The following is a 23,025-nucleotide window of genomic DNA, read 5'->3' on the forward strand; positions in this document are numbered from 1 at the left end:
TCTACAGCCGGGCGATTGTCGCCCGCGCACCCTCGGTGGTCAGGCGATGGAGCCAGGCCGCCAGCATCTGCGCTAGACCGGTGTCGTTCCTCAGCGTGGGCGGGAAGATCGCGTCGATGGCTAGCAACGCCGCGACCTTCTCCTCGGCGGTGTCGGTACCTTCCAGCGCCGCGGCGGTGCGGGCGGCAAGGGGGTCGTCGACCGTAAAGCTATTGCCCGCATCATCCACCCCCCCTTGCCAGCGCATCCATGCCGCGACCGCGAGTGCCAGCGCAGGACACGGAGCGCCCGTCGCGCGGCGGGCGGCGATGGTCGCGAGTAGCCGCTGGGGCAGCTTCTGCGAGCCGTCCATCGCGATTTGGCGGGTGCGGTGCTGAAGCGCGGCATTGGCGAAGCGCGCCATCAACTGGGTCCGGTAGGCGCTGACATCCAGACCCGGGGGAGGGGAAAGCGTCGCTGCCGCCTCGTTCCAAAGCCGCTGGACGAAATGACGGCCCTCCGGCAGCGCGACGACCTGGTGCACGAAGTCGATGCCGGCGAGGCCGCCGAGATACGCGATGCCGGAATGGGCACCGTTGAGGAGCCGGAGCTTCGCCTCTTCCCAAGGGGCAACATCGTCGGTCAGCTGGACGCCAAGGGCTGCAAAGTCGGGGCGGGCCCCGGTGAAGCGGTCCTCGATCACCCACTGGGTGAAGGGCTCCGTCTTGACCATTGCCTGGTCCTCGACGCCGAGCACCGCCGCGAGATCGGCAACATCGGCGTCGGTGGTGGCGGGGACGATGCGGTCGACCATGGTTTGCGGAAACGCGCCCGCGGCCTCGATCCAGGTTGCGAGATCCTCGTCGTGGGCGGCCGCCATGCGCAACACCGCCTGGGCAAGGCGCGCGCCATTGTGCGGCAGGTTGTCGCAGCTGATCGCCGTGAAGGGTGGGAGGCCGGCAGCACGACGCTTGGCAAGCGCCGCGACCAGGAAACCAGGGGCCGTACGTGGGGCATCGAGGCTGGCGAGGTCGGCGGCTACGTCCGGATCCGCTTCGATCAGCGCTCCGGTCGCCGGATCGAGCTTATAGCCCTTTTCGGTGATGGTCAGCGTGACGAGATGCGTGTCGGGGCTGGCGAGCGCGGCCACCACGGCGGCGGGATCCTCTGGCGCGACCAGCACGGTTTGCACCGCGCCGATCAGCTGCAGGCGGCGGGCGTCACCATCGCGCTCGACCAGGGTGTAGAGCCCGTCCTGCGGCACCAGCTGGTCCCGCACTCCGGGGAAGCGAAGCGACACGCCGATGATGCCCCAGCGCAGGTCGCCGGCGGCGAGCGCGGCGTCGAAGAACGCCGCCTGGTGCGCGCGGTGGAAGGCGCCGATGCCGAGGTGGACGATCCCGGCCTTGACCGCGCGGCGATCATAGGCGGGGCGGGCGACATCGGGCGGGAGGGTGGCGAGGGCCGCTTCGGAAAGGCGTGCGCTCACAGCTTGTAGGCCTGCTTGACGAGATCATAGGTCAGCGCCTGCGCGACTTCGTGCGCTTCCTCCTCGGGCAGCCGGTGCTCGGCGACCAGGCGCGCGAGGAACGCGCAGTCCATCCGCCGCGCGACATCGTGCCGCGCGGGGATCGACAGGAAGGCGCGGGTGTCGTCGTTGAAGCCGACGGTGTTGTAGAAGCCTGCGGTCTCGGTCACGCGTTCGCGAAAGCGGCGCATCCCTTCCGGACTGTCATTGAACCACCAGGGCGGCCCGATTCGAAGTGCCGGATAATGGCCGGCAAGCGGCGCGAGTTCACGCGTGTAGCTGTCTTCGTCCAGGGTGAAGAGGATGATGGTCAGGCGCGGGTCGGAGCCATAGCGGCTGAGCAGGGGATGCAGCGCGCCGACGAAATCCGTCGCCATCGGGATATCGGCACCCTTGTCGCGGCCGAAGCGCGCCATCAACGCGCTATTGTGGTTGCGGTGGACGCCGGGGTGGATCTGCAGCGTCATGCCGTCTTCGATGCTCATCCGTGCCATTTCGGTGAGCATCTGGGCGCGGAACAGCTCTGCTTCCTCGGCTGTGCAGCTGCCGGAGCGCACGCGGGCGTAAAGGCGCTCGGCCTCGGCTTCGGACAGGTCGGCGGTGGCGGCGCTGGGATGGCCATGGTCGGTCGCGGTGGCGCCGCCGACTTCGCGGAAATAGGCGCGGCGGTTCTCATGGGCACGCAGATAGCCCTTCCAGCTCGACACGTCCTCGCGTGCCAGTTCGCCCAGTCGTTCGACGTTCTGCTGGAAGCCTTCGAACTCGGGATCGAGCGCGGGGTCGGGGCGATAGGTGGTGATGACCTTGCCCTGCCACCCGCTGGCGCGAATCGCGCGATGATGGTCGAGCGGGTCGAGCGGACCCTCGGTGGTGGCGATCGCCTCGATGCCGAAGCGCTCGAACAGCGCGCGCGGGCGGAACGCCTCCTGCTTCAGCGCGGCGTCGATGGTGTCGTAATAGGTGTCGGCGTTGGCGGCGGACAGCACTTCGTCGAGCCCGAAGATCTCGACGAACACCCAGTCGAGCCACATGCGCGAAGGCGTGCCACGAAACAGGTGATAGTGGCTGGCGAAGCGCCGCCAGATCGCGCGCGGATCGGCCTCGATCGGGCCGCCGTCGACGCGGGGCACCCCCAGATCCTCCAGCGGCACGCCCTGGCTGTAAAGCATGCGGAAGACATAATGGTCGGGGACGATCAGCAGGCTGGCGGGGTTGCCGAAGAGCTCGTTGCGATCGAACCATGCAGGGTCGGTATGTCCGTGCGGGGAGAGGATCGGGAGCCCGGCGATCCGCTCGTGCAGCCGCCGCGCGATCGCGCGGGTGGTCGGCTCGGCCGGCAACAGCCGATCAGGGTGGAGCGAAAGCTTGGTCATCGAACGGCCTCGAGCAGAGAGGGAGGGCGGACGAAGCCGCCTTGCAGTCGAGCGGGAGGATGCAAAAGCGGCCGGTACGTGTCCAGCCAATTTGTCAGATATCTCAGGCCGGCGGTGCTGCAACCGAGGCGCGCCGGATCAACGTCGACAGGAACAGCGCGTGTTCGTCGCCGTCATCGCCGACACCGTTGCCGATCAGCTTCAGCGCCGCCGCTCGGGCCATCGTCTCGATCGGCCAGCGCACCGTGGTGAGCGGGGGCCAAAGGTGGGAGGCAATGGTCGTGTCGTCGAAGCCGATGATCGACAGGTCGGCGGGGATCTCCAACCCACGCTGGCGCGCGACATGAATGGCGCCGGCAGCCATCTCGTCGTTCGACGAGAAGATCGCGGTGGGGCGGGGCGACAGGTCGAGCAGCCGCTCGGTCGCGCGCATCCCGGACTCGAACGTATAGTCGCCCGGCGCGATCCAGGTGCGGTCGAACGGCAGGCCGGCTGCGGTCATGGCCTCTTCATAGCCGGCCTGGCGCTCGAGCGCGGAGCGGAAGCCGCGGGGACCGGCGATGACGCAGATGTGGCGGTGCCCCGCCTCGATCAGATGGTCGATCGCGTGGCGAACCGTCTCGCGATCATTGGATGCCACCATGTGCTGCGGGACGTCGAAGGGTGCGGAGCCCATGCGGACATAGCGGCAGCCGATCGAGGCACAGAGGCCGGCGAGTTGGTCGTTCTCCGAGATCGGGGGGAGCAGCATTACGCCATAGGGGCGTTGGCGTTCGAGGAACCGGCGGACTTCGCCGAGCATATCGGGGTCGCCGCGGTCGACCGGGTGGACCAGCAGTTCGAACTCGGTGTCCCGCAACACCTCCAACAGGCCGTGCTGGACGCCCAGCACCATCTGCGCGTTCGGATTATCGTGGATCAGAGCGATCACGAAGTTGCGACGCAACGCCAACGCGCGCGCCTGAGGATTGGGGGTGTAGCCAAGCTCGGCGATTACCTGCTCGACACGCTTGCGCGTGTCGTCGTTGAGCAGGTCGCTGTTATTGATGACCCGGCTGACCGTCTTCTTCGAGACGCCCGCAAGGCGGGCGACGTCGTTGATGGTGGGCTGGGACGCCTTGGTCATAGCGTAACCATAGCGAGAAACGGCGGATCGTTGCCAGCACGATCTCGACGGGCATGTTCAACGCGAACGCCGGCCACGCTCTGAGCCTCAAACGGGCACGAAGAGTTCGAAAGTCGTCGGCGCGCCCGGCAACAGGACAACATCGCCGCCATGACTTTGGGCGATCTGGCGAGCCGCGGCCAGGCCGATGCCGTTGCCGTCCGGCTTGGTCGTAAAGAAGGGCAGGAAGATCGACGCCCCATTGGCCGGATCGACGCCGGGGCCGCTGTCGCTGACCTGGAAGGTGAGGCGCCCGTTCGCCGCCGTGGCTGCCAGCCGGACAACGGCCGCGGGGGAGGGGGCACTCGCCTCCACCCCGTTGCGCAGCAAGGCGAGGAGTGCCTGGATGATTTGCGCCTGATCGAGGGACACGGTGACGGCGGGCACTTCGCCTAGCGACAAGGAGGCCTGGGCCTGCCATTCGCCTTCGAACAGGCGGGCAATCTCGGCGAACAGATCGGGGATGCCTATCGGCTCCAGGCTCGGCTCAGGGAGTCGCGCCACCTGGCGATAGGCTTCGGTGAACCGGCGCAGCCCATCCGCGCGCCGGGACAGTGTGCCGAGGATTTCGGGCAGCAGCCGGTCACGACGAGCCTGCGGCGCGTCGAGCACGGCGACTGCGCTTTCGGCGAGAGAGGCGACGGGGGCGAGCGCATTCATCACTTCATGGCCGAGCACCCGCAGCAGCTCCCGGGTTGCCCGCGCCTCCGCTGCGTGTTCCTCCGCCTCTACATCGACTAAGGCGACGACGGTGCGTGCGGCGCGCGCATCCTGAACGGTGACGCGGTCGATCCGCCAGCTGCGGCCGCCGTGGCGCAGGCGTTGTACGTCTGCGGCGAGCAGGGCCGGCGGAACGGGGAGCACCCGGTCGTCGGTGGCGAACAGCTGGCGCGCGGCGCGGTTGAGCGCGCGCACGTTCCGACCCTGCTCAAGGGCGAGGAGTGCGCCGGGCGCGCGATCCAAAAGCACATGCAGCAGGACGCGCTCTTCCTCGAACCCGTCGGCGGCGCGGCTCGTGGAAGACGACGGCTTGTCCACGCTTCTGACGCCGCCCCACACGAACAGCACCACCACCCAGAGGGCGGTGAACGTTGCGACCGCGAGCGTGGCGAGGAAGCCGTGACGGGCGGCCCAGGCCATGACGGCGCCCGCCCCGACCAGCACCAGGCATCCCGTGACGATGGCCGCGCCCCTGCGATAGGCCGCGCGCCTAGAGTCCATAGCGTTCCATCCGGCGATAAAGTGCCTGGCGGCTGAGGCCGAGCGCCGCGGCCGCGTGCGAGACATTGTGCCGGTGGTGCCGCAGTGCCGCCTCGATCATCACCCGCTCGGAGTCCTCAAGCGAAACCCCAAGCGGTGCCGCGGCCGGCGGTGTGACCGCGGCCACTGCCTGTACAAGCCGGGGGGCGAGCGCGGCGGCGTCGATGACGCCCGTGTCGTCCAGCAACACCGCGCGTTCGACCGCCTGCTGGAGCCCGCGCACCTCGTCAGGCCAGCGTGTCGACAGGATCATCGCCTCCGCCGAGGCGGTGAACGGCGGGGCGGCACGGCCATGCCGCGCGGCAATGTCGCGCGCGAAATGGCGCGCCAGCAGCAGCGCATCGTCGCCCCGCTGATCGAGGGGCGGGGCGGCCAGCTCGATAGTGCCTAGCCGTGCCCGCAAGCGCGCAATCAACGGCCGGCAGTCGTCGACGATGCCGATCGGACGGGCGCGAGCCGGTATCGAACTCGCCAGCCGTTCCTGCGCGACATCGTCGAGGAAATCGGGATGCCGTAGCACAAGGGTTCCTGTCGCCCGTTCGATCCGCTCCCAACCAGCAGGGTCGCGCACGTCGACGACCGTCTCCGTGCTGTCGGCATGCGGCGACCCCTGGTGCAGCATTGCGGCGATCAGGGAACGGCCTGCGCCCGAAGGTCCAGAGATAAGGACGCCTGCAGCCAATGGCGCGGACCGGCGGATCAAATCCCGCAGTACGACCATCGGCGGGCTGTCGCCGAGCAATCGCTGCAAGCCGGTGCCTGCAGCGGAGCCGGTAGCGACGGGAACGGCCGGTGTAGTCGCGGCACCGGCGCGCGTGCGCTCCCGCTTGGCGATGGCGGCTGTGACCCGCGCGATCAGATCGGCGTTGCGCCACGGCTTGATCACGAAGTCCAGCGCTCCTGCCTGCATGGCCGCCACCGCAATGCGGATGCCGCTGTGTGCGGTGATCACGACCACCGCAGCGGAAGGGTCGTCGGCCATGATCCGGGCGAGAGTTGCGAAACCTTCAGCACCGCTCGTCTGCCCGCGCGTAAAGTTGAGATCGAGCAGGATTGCGTCGTAGCGGCGACGTGCCAGCATCGAGAATGCTTCTTCCGGGGTCGAGGCAGAGTCCAGCCCGTAGCCTTCGCAATCAAATGCGAGCGAAATCGCGCGCGCTACTTCCGGATTGTCGTCGATCAGCAGAATAGTGTGGTCGCTTGACGCGTATTCTCCTGTCCGATCCCGGACAGTCTGTCCGGACATGGACGGGGACACCGCGGATGATTCTTCGTTGACCATTGTTTTCGCACGATTTTCTGTTTTCCGCGGAACTGCGGGACACTGTTCGCATGATGACTGAACAGCCCGCAACCGCAACAGCTTCTCCCGGCGCGGCGATGGATCGCCGCGTGAAGGCCCAGCCCAAGCCGTGGTGGCGGCGTCCAGCGACCATCGCTGCGGCGTTGATCCTTGTCGCCGCGATCGGCATCTGGCGTTTTCTGCCGGCGGCGGGGTCGACCGATGTCGCCACCGCCGACATCGAGATGGGCAGCGCCGTGCGCGCGCCGTTTGCCGATTATCTGCCGGTTCGAGCGACCGTAGCGCCGCGCGTCACCACCCTCGTCGGGGTGCTGTCGGGCGGGCAGGTCGAGCAACTGGTGGTGCAGGACGGGGCGATGGTGGCCGCGGGTCAAGCTCTGGCCACGCTGGCCAACCCAGAACTCAAGCTCGATGTGCTCACGCGCGAGGCGGGGATCGCGAGCCAGCTTGGGCAGGTCGCTGGCGAGGATCTGGGGATCGCCCGCAATCGACTGGACCGTGCGGCGCAGATTGCTCAGGCGAACTACGATCTTCTCACGGCGCGACGTGAACTTGGTATCCGTGAGCAGCTGCACCAGCAGGGTTTTGTAGCGGACGCAGGCCTGCGGAGCTTTGCCGAAGAGGCCGCCTATCAGGAGAAGCGCCTCGCACAGCTTCAGAGCGGCGGTGCTGCAGAAGCCCGGATCACCGGCATTCAGGCGGCACGGCTTGCCGACACCCGCAACCGGCTGCAAGGCAACCTTGCCGCAGTGCGCGCGGGCCTGGACGCGCTGGTCGTCCGCGCACCGGCAGGGGGCCGCCTCACCAACTTCACGATCCAGCCAGGCCAGACGCTCAAAGCCGGCGACCCGGCGGGTCAGGTCGACAGCGAGGGATCGTGGAAGCTGGAGGCTGACGTCGACGAATTCTATCTCGGTCGCGTGCATGTCGGCCAACCGGCCACCGCGCAGGACGCCAGGCTTGTGGTGAGCAAGGTCCTGCCAGCCGTGAAGGAAGGGCGCTTCCGTGTCGAACTGACGTTCAGCGGCCGTCCGCCCGCTGGTCTCAACCGCGGTCAGACGCTCGACAGCCGGATCACGCTCGGCAGCACCGCGCCCGCGCTGGTCGTACCGGTCGGTGGGTGGCTCGATGGCGGCGGCGGGAACAGCGTCTTCGTGGTCGACCCGGACGGGCGCCATGCCCGCCGCCGGCCCATCCGGATCGGCCGCCGCAATCCGGAGCAGGTGGAGGTCCTGTCTGGGCTCACCCCGGGCGACCGCATCCTCATCACCAATCTGCCGTCCGTGAAGGGCGACACCTTGAACCTCCGCTAGACCAGGACCCGAACATGATCCGTCTTGAGAACATCCAGCGCCGCTACGTATCCGACGAGGTCGAGACGACGGCACTTCACGACATTAACCTTGCGGTAGAAGCCGGTGAGTTCGTCGCCATCATGGGACCTTCGGGTTGCGGCAAGTCGACGCTGCTAAACACCCTGGGTACGGTCGATCGACCTACGGGCGGGCGCTATCTGTTCGACGACCGCGACCTGGCCGCGCTGGACGAAAAGGCGCTCGCCCGCTTTCGTGGCGAGACGCTGGGCTTCGTCTTCCAGAGCTTCAACCTGATCGACGAGCTAACGATCGAGGAGAATGTCGCGCTCGGCCTCGCCTATCGCGCGAGCGCCGGCGACCGCCGCAGCCGCGTTGCCGCGGCGATGGACAAGGTCAGCATCGCGCACCGGGCGCGTCACTATCCTCATCAGCTTTCGGGCGGTCAGCAGCAGCGCGCCGCCATCGCGCGCGCGATCGTCGGGGATCCCAAGCTGATCCTGGCCGACGAGCCGACCGGCAACCTCGATACCGCCAACGGCGAGCAGGTGATGAACATTCTCACCGGCCTCAACGCCGAAGGCGCAACGATCGTGATGGTCACCCACTCGCCCAGCCATGCCGACATGGCGCGCCGCCGCATCGACATGCTGGACGGCCGCATCGTCGCATCCGTCGCGCGCGCGCTCTGAAGGAGCCGAGCCATGAACCGCTTCGCATTACTTTCGCTCTATCGTTCGCTCACGCGCCACAAGCTTTATGCTGCGCTCAACATCGGGGGCCTTGCCGTCGGCATCGCCGTCTTCCTGGTCCTCAGCCTCTACGTCCGTTTCGAGACCAGCTATGACAAATGGCTGCCGGAGCATGAGAAGATTTACACCGTCCAGAGCATCTGGAATTTCCCCGGAAGTCCCTTCAACGGCCCCAGTAATTCTACGATGTCAGGACTGCTGGAGCAGATTCAGGAGGACTTTCCAGGCGTCGTAGGCACCCGCATTGGGGGCGGTGAGAGTTCCGTGCTTCGCGGCGGCGTCGCGGTTCGGGAAGACGTTGCCGAAGTCGATCCAAGCTTCTTCGACGTGTTTCGCCTGCCGATGGCGCGTGGTGACGGCGCAACGGTGCTGAAGGATCCGACTGGCGCGCTGTTGAGCGAAACGATAGCCCGGAAATACTTCGGAAACAGCGATCCCGTCGGGCAAACCATCACGATCGCATCCAAAAACTATCGCGTCGGCGGCGTGTTTCGCGACCTTCCAAAGAACAGCGAGTTCAAGCTCGGCATCCTGGTTCCGATGCCTAGGGTCCATGACGACGAGAATTGGTATCGCTGGGGAGGTAGCAGTCTTCAGACCTTCCTTCGCTTCGAAACGCCCGAGGCGGCACGTGTCTTTGAACAGAAGCTACCCGCCTTTGTCGCACGCCGGGGACGACCTGATTTGGGCGAGAAGGCGTCCGACCACGTGAAGCTCGCGCTGCTCCCCGTGGCGCGCCAGCATCTGGAGCCGCAGCTAACCGCATCCTCGAGCCGCAAGATCACGATTGTGACACTGGGTTTGGTTGGCCTGCTCACGCTGCTGATCGCGATCGTCAACTATGTGAACCTGGCGACGGCGCGTGCGGGACTCCGCGCGCGCGAGGTCGCCATGCGCAAAGTCCTGGGCGCAGACCAGGGTGCACTGGTGAAGCAGTTCCTGGGTGAGGCGGTGCTCACCGTTGCGCTCGCAGCGCTGATTGGCCTGATGTTGGCGGAACTGGGTCTGCCGTTGGTCAACGCGGCGGGCGGGCACTCGCTCACCATACCCTATGGCGTCGTAGTGCCGGCGCTGGCGCTCCTGGTGCTGGTGGTGGGCATCGCCGCGGGTATCTATCCCGCGTTGCTCTTGTCACGCTTCCCCGCCGCGGCGGTCCTTGCCTCCGCGCGCGCACCGGGCGGCGGTCGCGCGGGAACCCGCATCCGTGAGGCGCTGGTAGTTTTCCAGTTCGGGCTCGCGAGCGCCTTCATTGTCGGGACGCTGGTACTCTTCGCCCAGACCCGGCATGTTCAGCAGGCCGATCTCGGCTTTCAGCGCGAGGGACTGCTCATCGTCCGCTCGATGGGGGACAGCGCCCTCACGCTGGCCCAACGGCGCGCGGTCGGCGCCGCAATCCGCAGACTGCCGGGCGTCGAGTCCGTCGCGTTGGGAGACGGCGCGGCCGGAGGCACGGGCCAAGACCAGGCTACCAACCTGAAGCAGGCGGGCACGCCGGGTCTCGGTACGTCGGTGCGATGGATCGAGGTCGGTCCCAGCTTCTTCCAGACCTATGGCGCGCGCGTGATCGCCGGACGTCTGTTTGACGAAGCGCATGGCGCTGACGACGCTGCGGGCTTGCCGGAAGGGCAGGCTCGGAACATCGTGATCAATCGGCGCGCCGTCACCACCCTCGGCTTCCGGTCGCCGCAGGATGCCATCGGCAAAAGCGTTGGCGGAACAACTTATCCCCGCACGATCATCGGCGTGGTGGACGACATGCGCTTTTACTCACCCCGTGAGCCCAACAGCGCTGCCTTCTACATCTATTTCCGACAGCCCGAGGAGGGTGAGGGCCGGGTTGCCACGGTCCGCTTCCAGGGCGACCCGAGGGCGATGCTGGCGGCAATGCGCGGCGTCTGGCAGCGCACGGTGCCGCAGGTTCCGTTCGACGCGGACACCGCGGACGCACGCCTCGCGCTGTTCTACAGTGACGACCAACAGGCCACTCAGCTGTTTGCGATCGGCGCCGGGCTTGCGGTCCTGATCGGCTGCGTGGGGTTGTGGGGGCTGGCCTCGTTCAACACGGCTCGGCGGGTCAAGGAGATCGGCATCCGGAAGACGCTGGGTGCGTCGGCCACCGACATCGTCAAGCTGCTGGTGGGCGAGTTCCTGCGACCGGTGCTGCTGGCCAATCTGATCGGCTGGCCGCTGGCATTCGTCGCCGCGCGCACCTGGCTGGCCGGGTTCGATGATCCCGTCGGTCTCTCCCCGCTCTTCTTCCTGGTGGGCAGCCTCGTCGCTACCATCGTCGCAGTGGTGACCGTCATCGGCCAGTCGCTGCGCGCGAGCCGTGCGGCTCCGGCTTGGGCGCTTCGCCATGACTAAGTGGCTTGCAACCGCATCGCTGCTGCTGGCGATCCAGCCCGCGCAGGGCGAAACGCTGCGCGAAGCGATCGCGGCGGCTTATGAAACCAACCCGGAGCTCGCCGCAGCGCGGGCCCGACAGGAGGCGCTGGCCGAGGCGCCGCAACAGGCTCGTGCCGAAGGGCGGTTGGTCGCGGAGGCGAACGGCGACCTGGGGTATGATCGCTTCGGTAGTGGTACGGGCGGCGTGGGCACGGTCGGCGCAAACCTCCCGATCTGGACCGGCGGGCGGGTGTCCGCGAGCGTTCGGGCCGCGCAGCGCCAGGTCGCTGCGGGCGCGGAAGGGGTGCGCGATACCGAGGCTGCGATCCTGCAGAGCGTTGTCGCTGCCTATGCCGATCTTCTCTACCAGCAACAGGCGGTGGAAGTGGCGCGGGTCGGGATCGAGCGGCTGGAACGGCAGGTGGCGGAAGCCCGCGCGCGGCTGGACCTGGGCCAGGCGACGCGAACCGATGTCGCGCAGCTGGAGGCACAACGCGCCTCGGTGGTCGGCAACCTGGCCGACGCAGAGGGCGGCTTGGCGGCCGTTGCCGCGTCCTATCGGGCGATCGTCGGCCGGCCTCCCGTGGGGGCACTTTCGCCGGAAATTCCCACACCCGCCGCTTTGCCTGCGACGATCGAGACCGCGCGAGAGGCAGCCGGCTTCGACAATCCGATGCTGCTGCGGCAGCGCCGGGCGACGGAAGCGGCAGCGGCGCAGATCGATCGGGAGCGCGCCGAGCGGGCCCCGTCCCTGGGGCTCAGTGGTGCGTATGGCTATGGGGCGCAGCGGGTCCACGGCGACCTGCGCGGCTATGAGGCGGCCGCGCGCGGCGGGCTCACCCTGCGCATCCCCTTGCTCACCGGTGGGCTTGTTGCCTCGCGGGTCCGGCAGGCGGAAGCGACCTTCCGCGCGGAGCAGTTCACCACCGAGGCGGCGCAGCGCGAGGCGGAACGTCAGGTCGATGCCGCCTGGGGCACGCTCTCCGCGGCCCGCCGTCGTCTCGAAGCGGACATCGAAGGCCTGGCCGCGGCCGATCTCGCGCTGAAGGGCGTACGAGCGGAATATGGCTTCGATCTTCGCTCGACGCTGGACATCCTGGTTGCGGATCAGAGCTTCAGAAGCGCACAGCTTTCCGTGGCGCGCAGCCGCAGCGACGTGCTCAATGCGGAGGCCGCGCTGTTGCGCGCGACGGGACGGATGACGGAGGCGGCGTTCACGCAATGACAGCGGGAGCGCTGGGGCCGCCCTCGGAATTGCCGGGTCATCCGGCGCTTGGCGGGAAGGGGAGACGCGTATGTGAACAACGGCCTCGTACGCAGCTGGCGCATCCGCGAGTGGGCGACCGTTGTCGGCGACGATGCCATTTCGATCTTGCGGCCAGAATGATGAGACGTCGGTCCCACCCTGCCCGACGACCTCTCGCCTAAGCTACCGTACTCACGGCGACGTGGCTCTGTCACCGGAAGCGGGGGGCTTGCGTGAAAGCCCCCCGCTCCGTTGAAGCGTCCCGGTAACCGGTACTCCATCAATGCCTGTGCCTAGAGCCGCACGCGCACACCGAAATTGTACCGCGCGCCCGTCTCCTCGAGGAGCAGATAGCGCTCCTCGATGGCAGACCACTCGTTGACCTTCTCGTTCAGGACATTCACGCCCTGGAGGTAGACTTGCACGTTCTCGGTCACGTCATACGCAAGATTGAAATCGAACTGGCCATAGGATGAGCGGTTGCGCGGACGCCCTTGGCTGGAACGGCATGAGCGCAGATAATCGGAACGCCAGTTGTACGAGGCCCGGGCGGAGATCCCGAACTTTTCATAGAACACGCTTCCGTTCGCGGAGTGTGGCGACAGGCCGTTATAGCCACAGTCATAGTCCGCAAGCGTCTGGTCGCGCTGCACCTTGCTGTCCACATAGGTGTAATTGCCGGTGACGCCGAAGCCCGAAGCGAAGCCGGACAGCCAGTCGAACGCATATTGTCCGCCCACCTCGATGCCGCGGATATAGCCGGTCTGGCCGTTGCGGGTACGCGTGTCCTGGAACGTGCGGCCGAAGCGGACGACCGGCAGCGTCTGAAGCTCCAGGAAGTTGCTCAGATCCTTATAGAAGCCGCCTACGCTCAGGTAGCTGACCGAGGAAAGATACCATTCGGCCGACAGATCATAGTTGGTCGACTTGAACGGCAACAGGCCCGGATTGCCGCCGGACGATTGTGGCACCGAAATCCGTCCGCCAAAATTATTGTTCACGCCGAGATCGGTCAGCGTCGGGCGTGTCACTGTCTGTGAAAACGCAGCACGCGTGATGAAATTGTCGGTGATGTTGATCTTGATGTTGGCCGACGGCAGCGCGTTGACATAGCTGTTCCGCACCGAAACGGCCGTTGCCGGACCATAGGTGTATTGCAGAGTGTCATCGCCGGGGGTGTTGGTGATACTGGTGACCGGGGTGTTGAAACCCGACGAGACGACGTCGGTCTTGATCACGCGAACCCCGACATTTCCGGTCCAGTTCGACCCGCCGAATTGCATGGCGATGTAGCCGGCTGTCAGCTTTTCCTGGACGTTCACCGTGCCCCGAAGCTGCTCGCGCACCCCGAATGGCCCGCCGGGCAGAGCAAGGAGGCGTGCCGCAAACGCGGCCTGTTCCTCTGGCGTTCGTCCATTGGACGGGATCGCGAGCGTTGCGGGGTTGTTGAGATAGGCAAGCATCGCGTCCGCGTCGAACTCGAACAGGGTCGGAGGGATGGTGGTCCCCGTTCCGAGCAGATCACCCCACTCGTAACTTTTCAGAAGACCCTGAGCGATCGGGACCTGATATCCGCAATAGGTGCAGTTGGTGTCACTGTTGTTGAAGGACCGGTTGATCTTCCGACGTTCTGTATAAGAACCGCCAATCAACACGGACCGCAAGACCGAGTCGTTTACATCGAACTTGGTATCAAAATGGAATTCCGATCCACGGTCCCGCGACGTGTTCCGGTCAACGGACATATAGTGGAGGCGCATCCGGTCGGGATCGTTGATGATGTTGTTATCGAACCCCACGGTTGGCAGGCCGGCGCCGCCTGCGACGTCGAACTGATAACTATAGGGGAGTAGCGCACCGATCACGAGGTAGCGGCTCGGCGATTTCCGATTCGCCCCGGTCTTCGACGCGTCGAACCGCAGTTCGACGCCGTCGGTCGGGTTCCATTTGACGTTTCCGCCGACCTGGTAGCTGTCCGACTGGCGGTTCGTGGTGTTGTAGACATGGTCGATCTTTGCGTTCAGCCCGTTGTTCGTAAGCCGGTCGCGATTGTCTTCCAGGAACTGCGGGTAGAGGGCGATGAAGTCGGCGCCAATCATGCCGAGGCTGGTCGCCGTCCCGTTTTCGTTGAACGTCGGCTCGAAATAGGGCGCCGCCAGGAAGTTATCCATCCTGCGCACCACGCCGGACACGTCGAACTTGGAATAGATGCCGTCTACCGTGATCTCCAGATTGTCGGCGGGGCGGTATTGCACCGAACCGGCGACATTGATCCGTTCGCGCGTTTCCTCGACCCGCTGATAATAGAGGCTCTGGGGCACATTGACGTTGCCCTCGCGCGGGTAGCGCGGGTCCGATCCGGTCAGCAGCGTAGGCTGGTCGTTGATCATCGAGATGATGTCCGGGCGACCGTTGATCCACCCGTCGATCGCGATCTGATCCGCCTGGTTCTTCCGCTTGGAATAGGCCCCGGACAGAACGACGCCGAACGTCTTGTCGGGGTTGGTCCATGATGCGACGGCCGATGCGTCCGGGCCGGCCTTTTCACGCAAAGTGTCATAGATGCCACCTGCGGATGCGGCGAAGTGGAACCCGTCGCGCTGATCCAGAGGGCGCGCTGTGATAATGTTGACGGTGGCTCCGATGCCCCCTTCCTGAAGCTCGGGCACGCTGGACTTGAAGACATCGGTGCGCTGAATCATGTTCGAAGACAGCACGTCGAATGAGAATTCTCGGCCAGGATTGTCGGTCGCCATGATGCGACCGTTGACCAGCACCGTGTTGAACTCGGGCCCAAGCCCACGCACGGTGATGAACTGCCCCTCGCCACCGGACCGGTCGATCGCGACGCCGGTAATGCGTTGGAGGGATTCCGAGACGTTGGCGTCCGGAAACTTCCCGACATCCTCAGCGGAGATGCTGTCGACGATCTGGTTTGCGTCGCGCTTCACGCGCGCCGACGTTGAAAGGCTGCTTCGGATGCCAGTGACCACGATGTCGCCAGAGGCCGTGCCATCCTGCCCATCTTCCATGACAGCTGATGGATCTTGCGCCGGTGCGGGTGACGCTTGTTCAGGACTAAGACCATCCTGCGCGAGGGCTGGCGACGCAGCCAACATCGTCCCGATCAGCAAACCCACCTTGAAGGTATGCATCCTTGCTCTCCCTGATGTTGCGGGTTTGCCCCGCTATAAGAGAAAGGTAATTTGCTATTGAGATAAGAACAATATGTTCGAGGCTTGAATCGGGACTCCACTTGCCCCGATAAACACACGGCACAACTAAGAACTGGCGATGAGCTGAGATCGCCAAAACCGTAACTACATTGTTAACCTCACACGCGTTCTGACATGTCATTTGTAACAAAGGGTGAGTCCTGAATGGCTCGGTAATAATCCTTTGCTGCATGACTGTGGCCACGCCGCGCAGCCCTGGGTAATTTTGACGCATCCCCTCGTCGCGTGCCGCGTTGGTCCCGCAGTTCGCTATTTCCGGAGAAGTGCCTTGTCCCAGCCCACGATCGCGGATCTGTTTGCGGAAACCCTGCACTTGGCCGGGGTAGAGCGGATCTATGGTGTGGTCGGGGACAGCCTGAACGGTCTCACCGACAGTCTTCGGCGGCAGGGAAAGATCGAATGGATCCACGTTCGTAACGAGGAAGCCGCCGCCTTTGCCGCCGCCGCCGAGGCGCAGCTGACCGGCAAGCTGGCAGTGTGCGCGGGGTCTTGCGGGCCGGGCAACATGCACCTGATCAACGGGCTGTACGATGCCCATCGCAGTCGCGCGCCGGTGCTCGCCATCGCTGCACAGGTGCCAAGCGCCGAGATCGGCTCCGAGTATTTTCAGGAGACCCGTCCGGAGTCCCTGTTCCGCGAGTGCAGCGTCTATTGTGAGACCATCGCCGACGTCGAGCAAATGCCGCGGACGCTGGAAATCGCCATTCGGGCAGCCGTCGGGCACAGTGGCGTATCTGTCGTTTCCATTTCCGGCGATGTGGCGCTGCGCGAGGCGGCGGGGGGGCTCGCGCGCTCAGCAGAGGCGATCCTTCCCGCCGCGCCCGTTGTTGTCCCGAGCGCCGATCAACTGCAGCGGCTGGCAACACTTCTGAATGACGCTAAGCGGGTGACGATCCTCGCGGGTCGCGGCTGTCGCACTGCACATTCCCAGCTGCTCGCGCTCGCGCAGAGACTCCAGGCGCCCATCGTGCATGCGCTCGGCGGAAAGGAGTTCGTCGAGTATGACAATCCCTACGACGTCGGCATGACCGGCCTGATCGGCTTCTCCAGCGGCTATGAGGCGATGATGGCGTGCGACACGCTCCTCATGCTCGGCACAGACTTCCCGTACCGTCAATTCTATCCGACCGAAGCAAAGGTCGCACAGGTCGATCTCAGACCGGCGAACCTCGGACGCCGGACCTCGATCGACATCGGAGTCGTGGGCGACGTCGGCGTGACGATCGACGCGCTGCTACCGAAGCTTGCGGGCGGGCGCGACAGCGCTTTCTTGGCTTCCTCGCGCAAGAACTACGCCGAGGCACGAAAAGGGCTGGAAGATCTGGCCCAGGGCAAGCCGGGAAGCGGCATTCTCCACCCGCAGCATGTCGCACGTCTGGTGAGCGAGATGGCAGCGGACGATGCGGTGTTCTCCTGCGACGTCGGAACGCCGACGGTGTGGGCGGCGCGCTACCTCGCGATGAACGGGCGTCGCCGCTTGCTCGGCTCCTTCAATCACGGATCGATGGCCAATGCCTTGCCGCAGGCGATCGGAGCCCAGGCCGCCTATCCGTCGCGGCAGGTGATAACGCTGTCGGGGGACGGCGGCTTGGCGATGCTCATGGGAGAATTGCTGACCGTCCGCCAATTGAGGCTTCCGGTGAAGATCATCGTCTTCAACAACGGCACCCTGGGGTTCGTCGAAATGGAGATGAAGGTCGCCGGCATGATCGAGACGGGGGTCGCGCTCGACAACCCGGACTTCGCCGCGATGGCTCGCGCGATCGGCATTCATGGCGTGCGTGTAACCGATCCGGGCGACGTGGAGGCGGGAGTGCGGGAGGTGTTGGCGCATCCCGGTGCCGCTCTGTTGGATGCCGTCACCGCACGGAGCGAGCTGACCATGCCACCAAAGGTCACGCTCGCCCAAATGAAGGGTTTCACGCTCTACATGGCGAAGGCTGTGCTGAGCGGCAGGGGCGATGCCCTGGTAGAACTTGGGCGAACGAATACCGGGCTTCTCGGCCGATTGCTGCGATGAGGTTCGGTGTTTTCGGGTGGCGTCCCGGCCGGTTGCCCAACCAAACCATCAAGGATGGGAAGTCGGAAACTGGATCTGAAACACCGTTTCCCCGGGCTTGGTGGATAGCGAGACCTTCGCGCCATGGGCTTCGGCGACGCGGGAAACGATGGCGAGACCGAGCCCGGAGCCGGCCATCGCGCTGCGATCCCCCCGCCAGAAGCGGCGAAAGACGAGTTCCTGCTCGCTTTCCGGTATCCCGGGACCGTCATCGATTACCCGGAGCGTTCCGTCGGGCTGGACGTCCACTTCGATCGTGGTGCCATCCGGCGTGTGTGTGACGGCGTTTTCCACAAGCCCTTGCAGCGCTCGTGCGATCATCTCGGCATTGCCCGGGACGATGACACATTCGGATCCGCTCAGGCCGATACTCTGCCGGCGGCGAAATGCGAGCGGCGCGATGGCCGCCACGGTTGCCGCAGCAATGGCGTGCAGATCGACGGCCTGATCGAGCGGGGGAAGGGCGCTGTCCAGTTCCGCGATGTCCAGCAGCTGGCCGACGGTTCGCCCAAGCTGGTCGAGGTCCCGCTTCAGATCAGAACGGAGCGGTTCATCGGTCACGGCGTGGACCCGCATTCGCGCGAGTGCGATCGGGGTTCTCAGTTCGTGCGCCGCATCGGCCGTGAAGTCTCGTTGGCTCCGGTAGCTGTCGACGAGGCGGTCGAGCGCGGCATTTACGGCACTCGCGAGCGGCCGTACCTCGGAAGGAAGCTGCGCCTCTGGCACGCGAATATCGAGCCGGTAGGGATTGAGCGTGCTCACAAGCGCGGAGGCGTCCTTGACTGGTCGCAGGGCCTTGCGAACGATCCACGCGTCGACCAGCAGCAACAGCAGGAGCAGCGGCAGGATGATGACCACGCCATAGATCAGGAACTGCCTGAGGACGTCGTCAACTATATAGTCCGGGTGCTGGAGGTTCTGCACTGCGACCACCCAGAGACGGGTGTCCGCAATTTGCACGGGCATGCTGTAGCCCGAGTAGATCGCGGCGCGCGAGCGGCGCGTGAAGTAGGTTGCAGTTGCACGCCGCGGGATCTTGTCCCCGGTCAGGGTCGCGACCGGCTCAGAGCCGGTCACGCGCCGGCCGGAGCGATCCAGCACCACGACCGAAAAGATGCGCGGCAGCTCGGTCGGCTGGGGCGGCGCTGCGACAAGGTGCACACGGCCATCGGGTCCCACGCGCAGGTCCTTGAGCGCAGTCTCCACATGCAGCTGCAACGTCTCGCGCTGGAAGCGCTCCGCGGTCGAGTCCAGGAACCAGTAGACTCCGGCAGAGACCGCGAGCGCGGTGAAAAGCACGGCCAGGCCATGCCACCAGAGAATTCGCGAAAGAAGCGAAGGGAAGCGGAAGCTCACGCGCCGCGAACCCCGAGCATGTATCCAAGGCCACGCACGGTCACGATCTCCGCAGACGCCCCCGCGCTAGCCAGCCGCCGGCGTAGACGATGCACGCACACTTCCAGCGCGTTGGAACTGAGATCGTCGTCGATGCCGAAGAGTTGTGCCTCGACGGTGGCTTTTGGAACGACGCGGCCGTGCCTGCGGATCAGCACGTCGAGCAGTTCGAGTTCGCGTGCGGACAGCACCGTCGGCAGCCCGGCGATCACGACCCCGCGAGTGGTGGGATCAAATTCTACGTTCCCGCACTGGATCACGCGGTCGACGATCGTGCCGCTGCGACGGAGCAGCGCCTGGAGCCGGGCAAGCAACTCCTCGGGTGCGAAGGGCTTCACAAGATAGTCATCCGCACCCGCCGCCAGACCCGCGACGCGATCCGCGATTGCCCCCCTGGCGGTGAGCGCGATCACGGGCGTGGTGTCGCCACGGCCGCGCATCTCTCGAACGACCGCCAGGCCCGATCCATCCGGGAGGCCGAGATCCAGTACGACGGCCGCATAGGCGCCCACCCGCACCATCAACTGCGCATCCTCCACCGCGCCGGCATGATCCATCGCGAAGCCGGCAGTGTCCAGCAAACGCCCCAGCATGGGCACCAGCTCGCCATTATCTTCGACAACCAGCAGTCTCATTCCGCTCCTCGCGCGTTTCTCCGCCGGATGTAAGGCTCATGTAAGCGCGCTGCCCTAGCTCGGCCGTGAAGTCGACGGCCGTTCGTGCCGCAGGCGCAGAAAACGGATCCGAGCATGTACCAGTCCGCCGTGCGGGTCACGCCCTCCCGCTTCACGCCCAGGGGGCAAGAGCCGCTTCGCGTCGCGCTCTTCTCGGGGAACTACAACTATGTCCGGGACGGCGCCAACCAGGCGCTGAACCGGCTGGTGGAGTATCTGGAGCGGCGCGGTGCATCGGTTCGTGTCTATTCGCCGACCTCGAAAACTCCCGCTTTCGCGCCTGAGGGAAAGCTTGTCTCCGTGCCATCGGTGTCGCTGCCGGGCCGGGGAGAATACCGTCTGGGCCTCGGGCTCCCGTCGAGCCTGCGGCGCGACCTTCGCGCGTTCCGCCCGCACCTGTTCCATCTCTCGGCGCCCGACTGGACCGGCAGCGCGGCGCAGCGGTTCGCGGCGGACCTTGGCGTGCCGATCGTCGCCAGCCTCCACACGCGGTTCGAGAAATACGCGGACTTCTACGGGGCACGCTTCGTACGACCGGCGATAGAGCGCCATCTGGCGCGCTTCTACACCAGAAGCGACTGCGTGCTCGTGCCCACCAGAGCCATTGCTGACGAGTTTTCTGCAGCGGGCCTGGAAGGGAAGGTGCGGCAGTGGGGCAGGGGTGTGGATCGCGCCCTGTTCAACCCTGCCCGGCGCTCCGCGGAGTGGCGTGCGCGCAATGCCGTTCCGCGTTCGGCAGTCACGCTCCTGTTCTTCGGCCGCCTGGTACGCGAAAAGGGGCTGAGCGACTTCGCGGACGTCTGCGACCGGCTGACGGCCCGCGGTGTCGCCATACACCCCGTCGTGGTGGGCGAGGGGCCCGAGCGGAGATGGCTGGAAAGACGCCTGCCGTCCGCCTGCCTGACCGGGCACCTGATGGGCGAGGCACTCGGCGAGGCAATCGCGAGCGCCGACATCTTCTTCAATCCCAGCACGACCGAGGCGTTCGGGAACGTGACATTGGAAGCGATGGCATCGGCCCTGCCGACCGTCAGCGTGGACGTTCCGAGCGGCAGCGCGTTGCTGGGGGATGGAGCGGGTGTCCTGTACCCGCCCGGCGACCTGGACGCTGCGGTGGTCCACATCGCGCGCCTCGCCGCGTTCGGCGACATGCGCGCTCGCATGGGCCAACGCGCCCGCCAGGCCAGCGCCGCCTATGACTGGGATTCTGCATCGCTTCAGGTGTGGGAGAGCTATCTGGAGCTCCTTGGCTGCGGCGCGGTCGTGGATCGAGCATCCTTCGACCTGCGGCGAAGCAAGGACATCCGCTGATGTCGCTTGCCGGCGCGTCGGCGACCCTGCGGAAACACGGCCTCATCAAGTCACCCCTGGCCCGCAATCTCGGGCTCACGGGGCTGATGCTGGTTGCGGTCGGGCTCGCAGTGGCTGCCCTCCGACACATTCTTCAGGAAACCAGCTGGTCCGAAATTCGCGGCTCGATCGAGCAGATTGGCCATGCGCGGTTGCTGGCATCGCTCGGGTTTACCGTGGTCAGCTACATCGTGCTCACCGGCTATGACGTCCTGTCGCTCCGCATGATCGGCAGGCGGGTATCCTATCCGCGCGCCGCTCTCGCCTCTTTCACCAGCTATATCTTCAGCCACAATTTCGGATTTGCTCCCCTGACAGGCGGAACGGCGCGGCTGCGGATCTACCGCCTGGCCGGCCTCATGCTGGGGGAAATCGCGCAGATCATGCTCATGGCCGGTCTCGCCTTCTGGCTGAGCGTTCTCCTGTTCTTCGCAATCGGCCTCGTCGCGCATCCCGGCGTCTATGTGAGCGACGGGCTGAACATCCCCTACGCCGCTCAGGCCGCGGCCGGGGGCATGATCCTGAGCGCGCTTGCGGGTTATCTGGTGCTCCTGCACTTTCGCACAGGCCGACCCGTCCGCTTGTTCGGGTGGAGCTTGACCCTTCCGACTGTCCGCGTCGCGCTCCTTCAACTGCTGATCGGTGGGGTGGACCTGTTCGTCGCTACTGCGGCGTTGTTCGTTCTTCTGCCCGAGGCGACATCCGTCAGCCTATTTCCCGCGGTGCTGCTCGCATATCTCGCCGGGCTCGTGTCGGGATTGATCACCCACGCGCCGGGCGGGGTCGGCGTCTTCGAAGTGGTCATGCTGCTTGCGCTTCCGCAGTTTGATCCTGCCGCTCTCATGGGCGCACTGCTCGTCTATCGCGTGGTCTATTTCCTCCTGCCGCTGATGGTGGGGATCCTGTTGTTCTCGGCCCATGAGTGCATCTACTGGCGGCGGCCAAACGGCGCACTCCGCGACGTGGCGGAGGCCACGTCGTGACCGCTGCACAGGTGGCAAGGCGCACCGTCGCGGGGGCGGCGCCCCTCCTTCTTCTGGCGGTGGCGTGGCAGCTCCGCGCGGTCCTGCTGTTGTTCTTCGCAGCAGGATTGGTCGCGATTGGCCTGGATGGCCTTGCGCGAAAGTTGCAGCGGCTTCTGAAGATGCCGCGCGGTATGTGCCTCGCCCTGTCGGCCATCATCGCGGTGACGTTGGGCGGATGGCTGGGGTGGATGTTCGGTCACGAGTTCGACCTTCAGGTACGTCAGCTGGCCGACATTCTTCCCGGCGGGTGGAGGGATCTGCAGGACTGGCTCGGCGAGGATCGGGTCAACGGCCTGGCGGAGCGTCTCTCACCCAGCGGCAGCAACATCCTTGCCATCCTGCAGTCGCTGGCTTCCCTGGTCGCCAGCCTAATGTCGGCGCTGTTCCTGGCGGTCATCGGCGGCATCTTCCTTGCCGCCGCCCCGCAGACCTATGTTCAGGGATGGCTGCTCCTGATGCCACGTGCTCATGAGCGTCGTGCCGGGGAGGTGCTCCACGCGGTCGGCGGCGCGCTTCGCGGCTGGCTTCGCGCTCAGCTCGTCTCGATGCTGTTCGTCGGCATCAGCATCTTCGCCGGGCTTATGGCTATCGGTACGCCCTCACCGCTGGCGCTCGCGGGGATCGCGGCGATCCTCGGGTTCGTTCCGGTCATCGGCCCGCTGATGGCGGCGGTCCCCGCCGTGCTGGTCGGCCTCACCATGGGAATGGATGATCTGGTCCGCATCGCGCTGCTCTACTTTGTCGTGCAGAACGTCGACGGAAATATCGTGAACCCGTTGGTCATGCGGCACGTGATCAAGATCCCGCCGGCCGTCACGATGTTCTCGCTGTTTGCGGTTGGCGTGTTGCTGGGCCCTGTGGGCGTGCTGCTCGGAGGGCCGATCACGGTGCTGCTGTTCACCCTCACGCGGCATTTGTGGGTCTCGGCCGCGCTCGGCAAGCCGGTGCCGGCGTGAGCAGGCCTCGCCCCTCTCGCGCAACT

The 23,025-nt window shown here is 65.8% G+C and carries 16 protein-coding genes; 8 read left to right on the plus strand and 8 right to left on the minus strand.

Annotated elements, in window-relative coordinates:
* Nucleotide 1: 1 nt before the first annotated feature.
* From QP045_RS17955 to QP045_RS17975, 5 genes are all read right to left on the minus strand, one after another.
* On the minus strand, nt 2–1,468 hold the full coding sequence (locus tag QP045_RS17955; protein ID WP_422516373.1) for a mannitol dehydrogenase family protein: 1,467 nt from the start codon (nt 1,466–1,468) through the stop codon (nt 2–4).
* A complete protein-coding gene (gene uxaC, locus QP045_RS17960; RefSeq protein WP_422516374.1) occupies nt 1,465–2,880 on the minus strand; it encodes a glucuronate isomerase in 1,416 nt (471 codons plus the stop codon). Before uxaC ends, QP045_RS17955 begins: the two co-directional genes overlap by 4 nt.
* 103 nt (nt 2,881–2,983) lie before the next feature.
* Nucleotides 2,984–4,006, minus strand: coding sequence for a LacI family DNA-binding transcriptional regulator (locus QP045_RS17965; protein ID WP_422516375.1), 1,023 nt, complete (start codon nt 4,004–4,006; stop codon nt 2,984–2,986).
* A gap of 87 nt (nt 4,007–4,093) precedes the next feature.
* A complete protein-coding gene (locus QP045_RS17970) occupies nt 4,094–5,266 on the minus strand; it encodes a sensor histidine kinase (RefSeq protein WP_422516376.1) in 1,173 nt (390 codons plus the stop codon).
* Nucleotides 5,256–6,551 carry a sigma-54-dependent transcriptional regulator gene (locus tag QP045_RS17975; RefSeq protein ID WP_422516377.1) on the minus strand — a complete coding sequence of 432 codons (1,296 nt, stop codon included), beginning with the start codon at nt 6,549–6,551 and terminating at the stop codon, nt 5,256–5,258. The genes QP045_RS17970 and QP045_RS17975 overlap by 11 nt, the downstream gene beginning before the upstream one ends.
* Nucleotides 6,552–6,637: 86 nt before the next feature.
* On the opposite strand from QP045_RS17975, the gene QP045_RS17980 reads away from it, so the two are divergent.
* From QP045_RS17980 to QP045_RS17995, 4 genes are read left to right on the plus strand one after another with little or no spacing between them, the layout of a single operon-like run.
* Nucleotides 6,638–7,921 carry an efflux RND transporter periplasmic adaptor subunit gene (locus QP045_RS17980; RefSeq protein ID WP_422516378.1) on the plus strand — a complete coding sequence of 428 codons (1,284 nt, stop codon included), beginning with the start codon at nt 6,638–6,640 and terminating at the stop codon, nt 7,919–7,921.
* Nucleotides 7,922–7,935: 14 nt separating this feature from the next.
* Nucleotides 7,936–8,613, plus strand: a complete 678-nt coding sequence (locus QP045_RS17985) for an ABC transporter ATP-binding protein (protein ID WP_422516379.1) — start codon at nt 7,936–7,938, stop codon at nt 8,611–8,613.
* Between the two features lie 12 nt (nt 8,614–8,625).
* Nucleotides 8,626–11,037, plus strand: coding sequence for an ABC transporter permease (locus QP045_RS17990; RefSeq protein ID WP_422516380.1), 2,412 nt, complete (start codon nt 8,626–8,628; stop codon nt 11,035–11,037).
* Entirely contained in the window at nt 11,030–12,283 is a 1,254-nt protein-coding gene (locus tag QP045_RS17995) for a TolC family protein (RefSeq protein WP_422516381.1), read from the plus strand. Before QP045_RS17990 ends, QP045_RS17995 begins: the two co-directional genes overlap by 8 nt.
* 314 nt (nt 12,284–12,597) lie before the next feature.
* Here QP045_RS17995 and QP045_RS18000 read toward each other — a convergent pair whose 3' ends face one another.
* The gene (locus QP045_RS18000; RefSeq protein ID WP_422516382.1) at nt 12,598–15,459 is read right to left on the minus strand and encodes a TonB-dependent receptor; all 2,862 of its coding nucleotides are present in this window, start codon (nt 15,457–15,459) and stop codon (nt 12,598–12,600) included.
* A gap of 349 nt (nt 15,460–15,808) precedes the next feature.
* Between QP045_RS18000 and poxB the strand changes: the two genes are divergently transcribed.
* Nucleotides 15,809–17,560, plus strand: coding sequence for a ubiquinone-dependent pyruvate dehydrogenase (gene poxB, locus QP045_RS18005; RefSeq protein WP_422516383.1), 1,752 nt, complete (start codon nt 15,809–15,811; stop codon nt 17,558–17,560).
* Nucleotides 17,561–17,608: 48 nt separating this feature from the next.
* On the opposite strand, the gene QP045_RS18010 is transcribed toward poxB, so the two are convergent.
* Together QP045_RS18010 and QP045_RS18015 are read right to left on the minus strand one after the other, a co-directional pair.
* The gene (locus QP045_RS18010; RefSeq protein ID WP_422516384.1) at nt 17,609–18,955 is read right to left on the minus strand and encodes an ATP-binding protein; all 1,347 of its coding nucleotides are present in this window, start codon (nt 18,953–18,955) and stop codon (nt 17,609–17,611) included.
* Nucleotides 18,952–19,629: a response regulator gene (locus tag QP045_RS18015; RefSeq protein ID WP_422516385.1), complete on the minus strand. Its 678-nt coding sequence runs from the start codon at nt 19,627–19,629 to the stop codon at nt 18,952–18,954. Before QP045_RS18015 ends, QP045_RS18010 begins: the two co-directional genes overlap by 4 nt.
* Before the next feature lie 114 nt (nt 19,630–19,743).
* On the opposite strand from QP045_RS18015, the gene QP045_RS18020 reads away from it, so the two are divergent.
* From QP045_RS18020 to QP045_RS18030, 3 genes are read left to right on the plus strand one after another with little or no spacing between them, the layout of a single operon-like run.
* Nucleotides 19,744–20,979: a glycosyltransferase family 4 protein gene (locus tag QP045_RS18020; RefSeq protein ID WP_422516386.1), complete on the plus strand. Its 1,236-nt coding sequence runs from the start codon at nt 19,744–19,746 to the stop codon at nt 20,977–20,979.
* On the plus strand, nt 20,979–22,001 hold the full coding sequence (locus QP045_RS18025; RefSeq protein ID WP_422516387.1) for a lysylphosphatidylglycerol synthase domain-containing protein: 1,023 nt from the start codon (nt 20,979–20,981) through the stop codon (nt 21,999–22,001). The genes QP045_RS18020 and QP045_RS18025 overlap by 1 nt, the downstream gene beginning before the upstream one ends.
* Nucleotides 21,998–22,999: an AI-2E family transporter gene (locus QP045_RS18030; protein ID WP_422516388.1), complete on the plus strand. Its 1,002-nt coding sequence runs from the start codon at nt 21,998–22,000 to the stop codon at nt 22,997–22,999. The genes QP045_RS18025 and QP045_RS18030 overlap by 4 nt, the downstream gene beginning before the upstream one ends.
* Nucleotides 23,000–23,025 lie beyond the last annotated feature (26 nt).

The organism is Sphingomonas sp. 3-13AW (assembly GCF_049311085.1).
Classification (GTDB): domain Bacteria; phylum Pseudomonadota; class Alphaproteobacteria; order Sphingomonadales; family Sphingomonadaceae; genus Sphingomonas.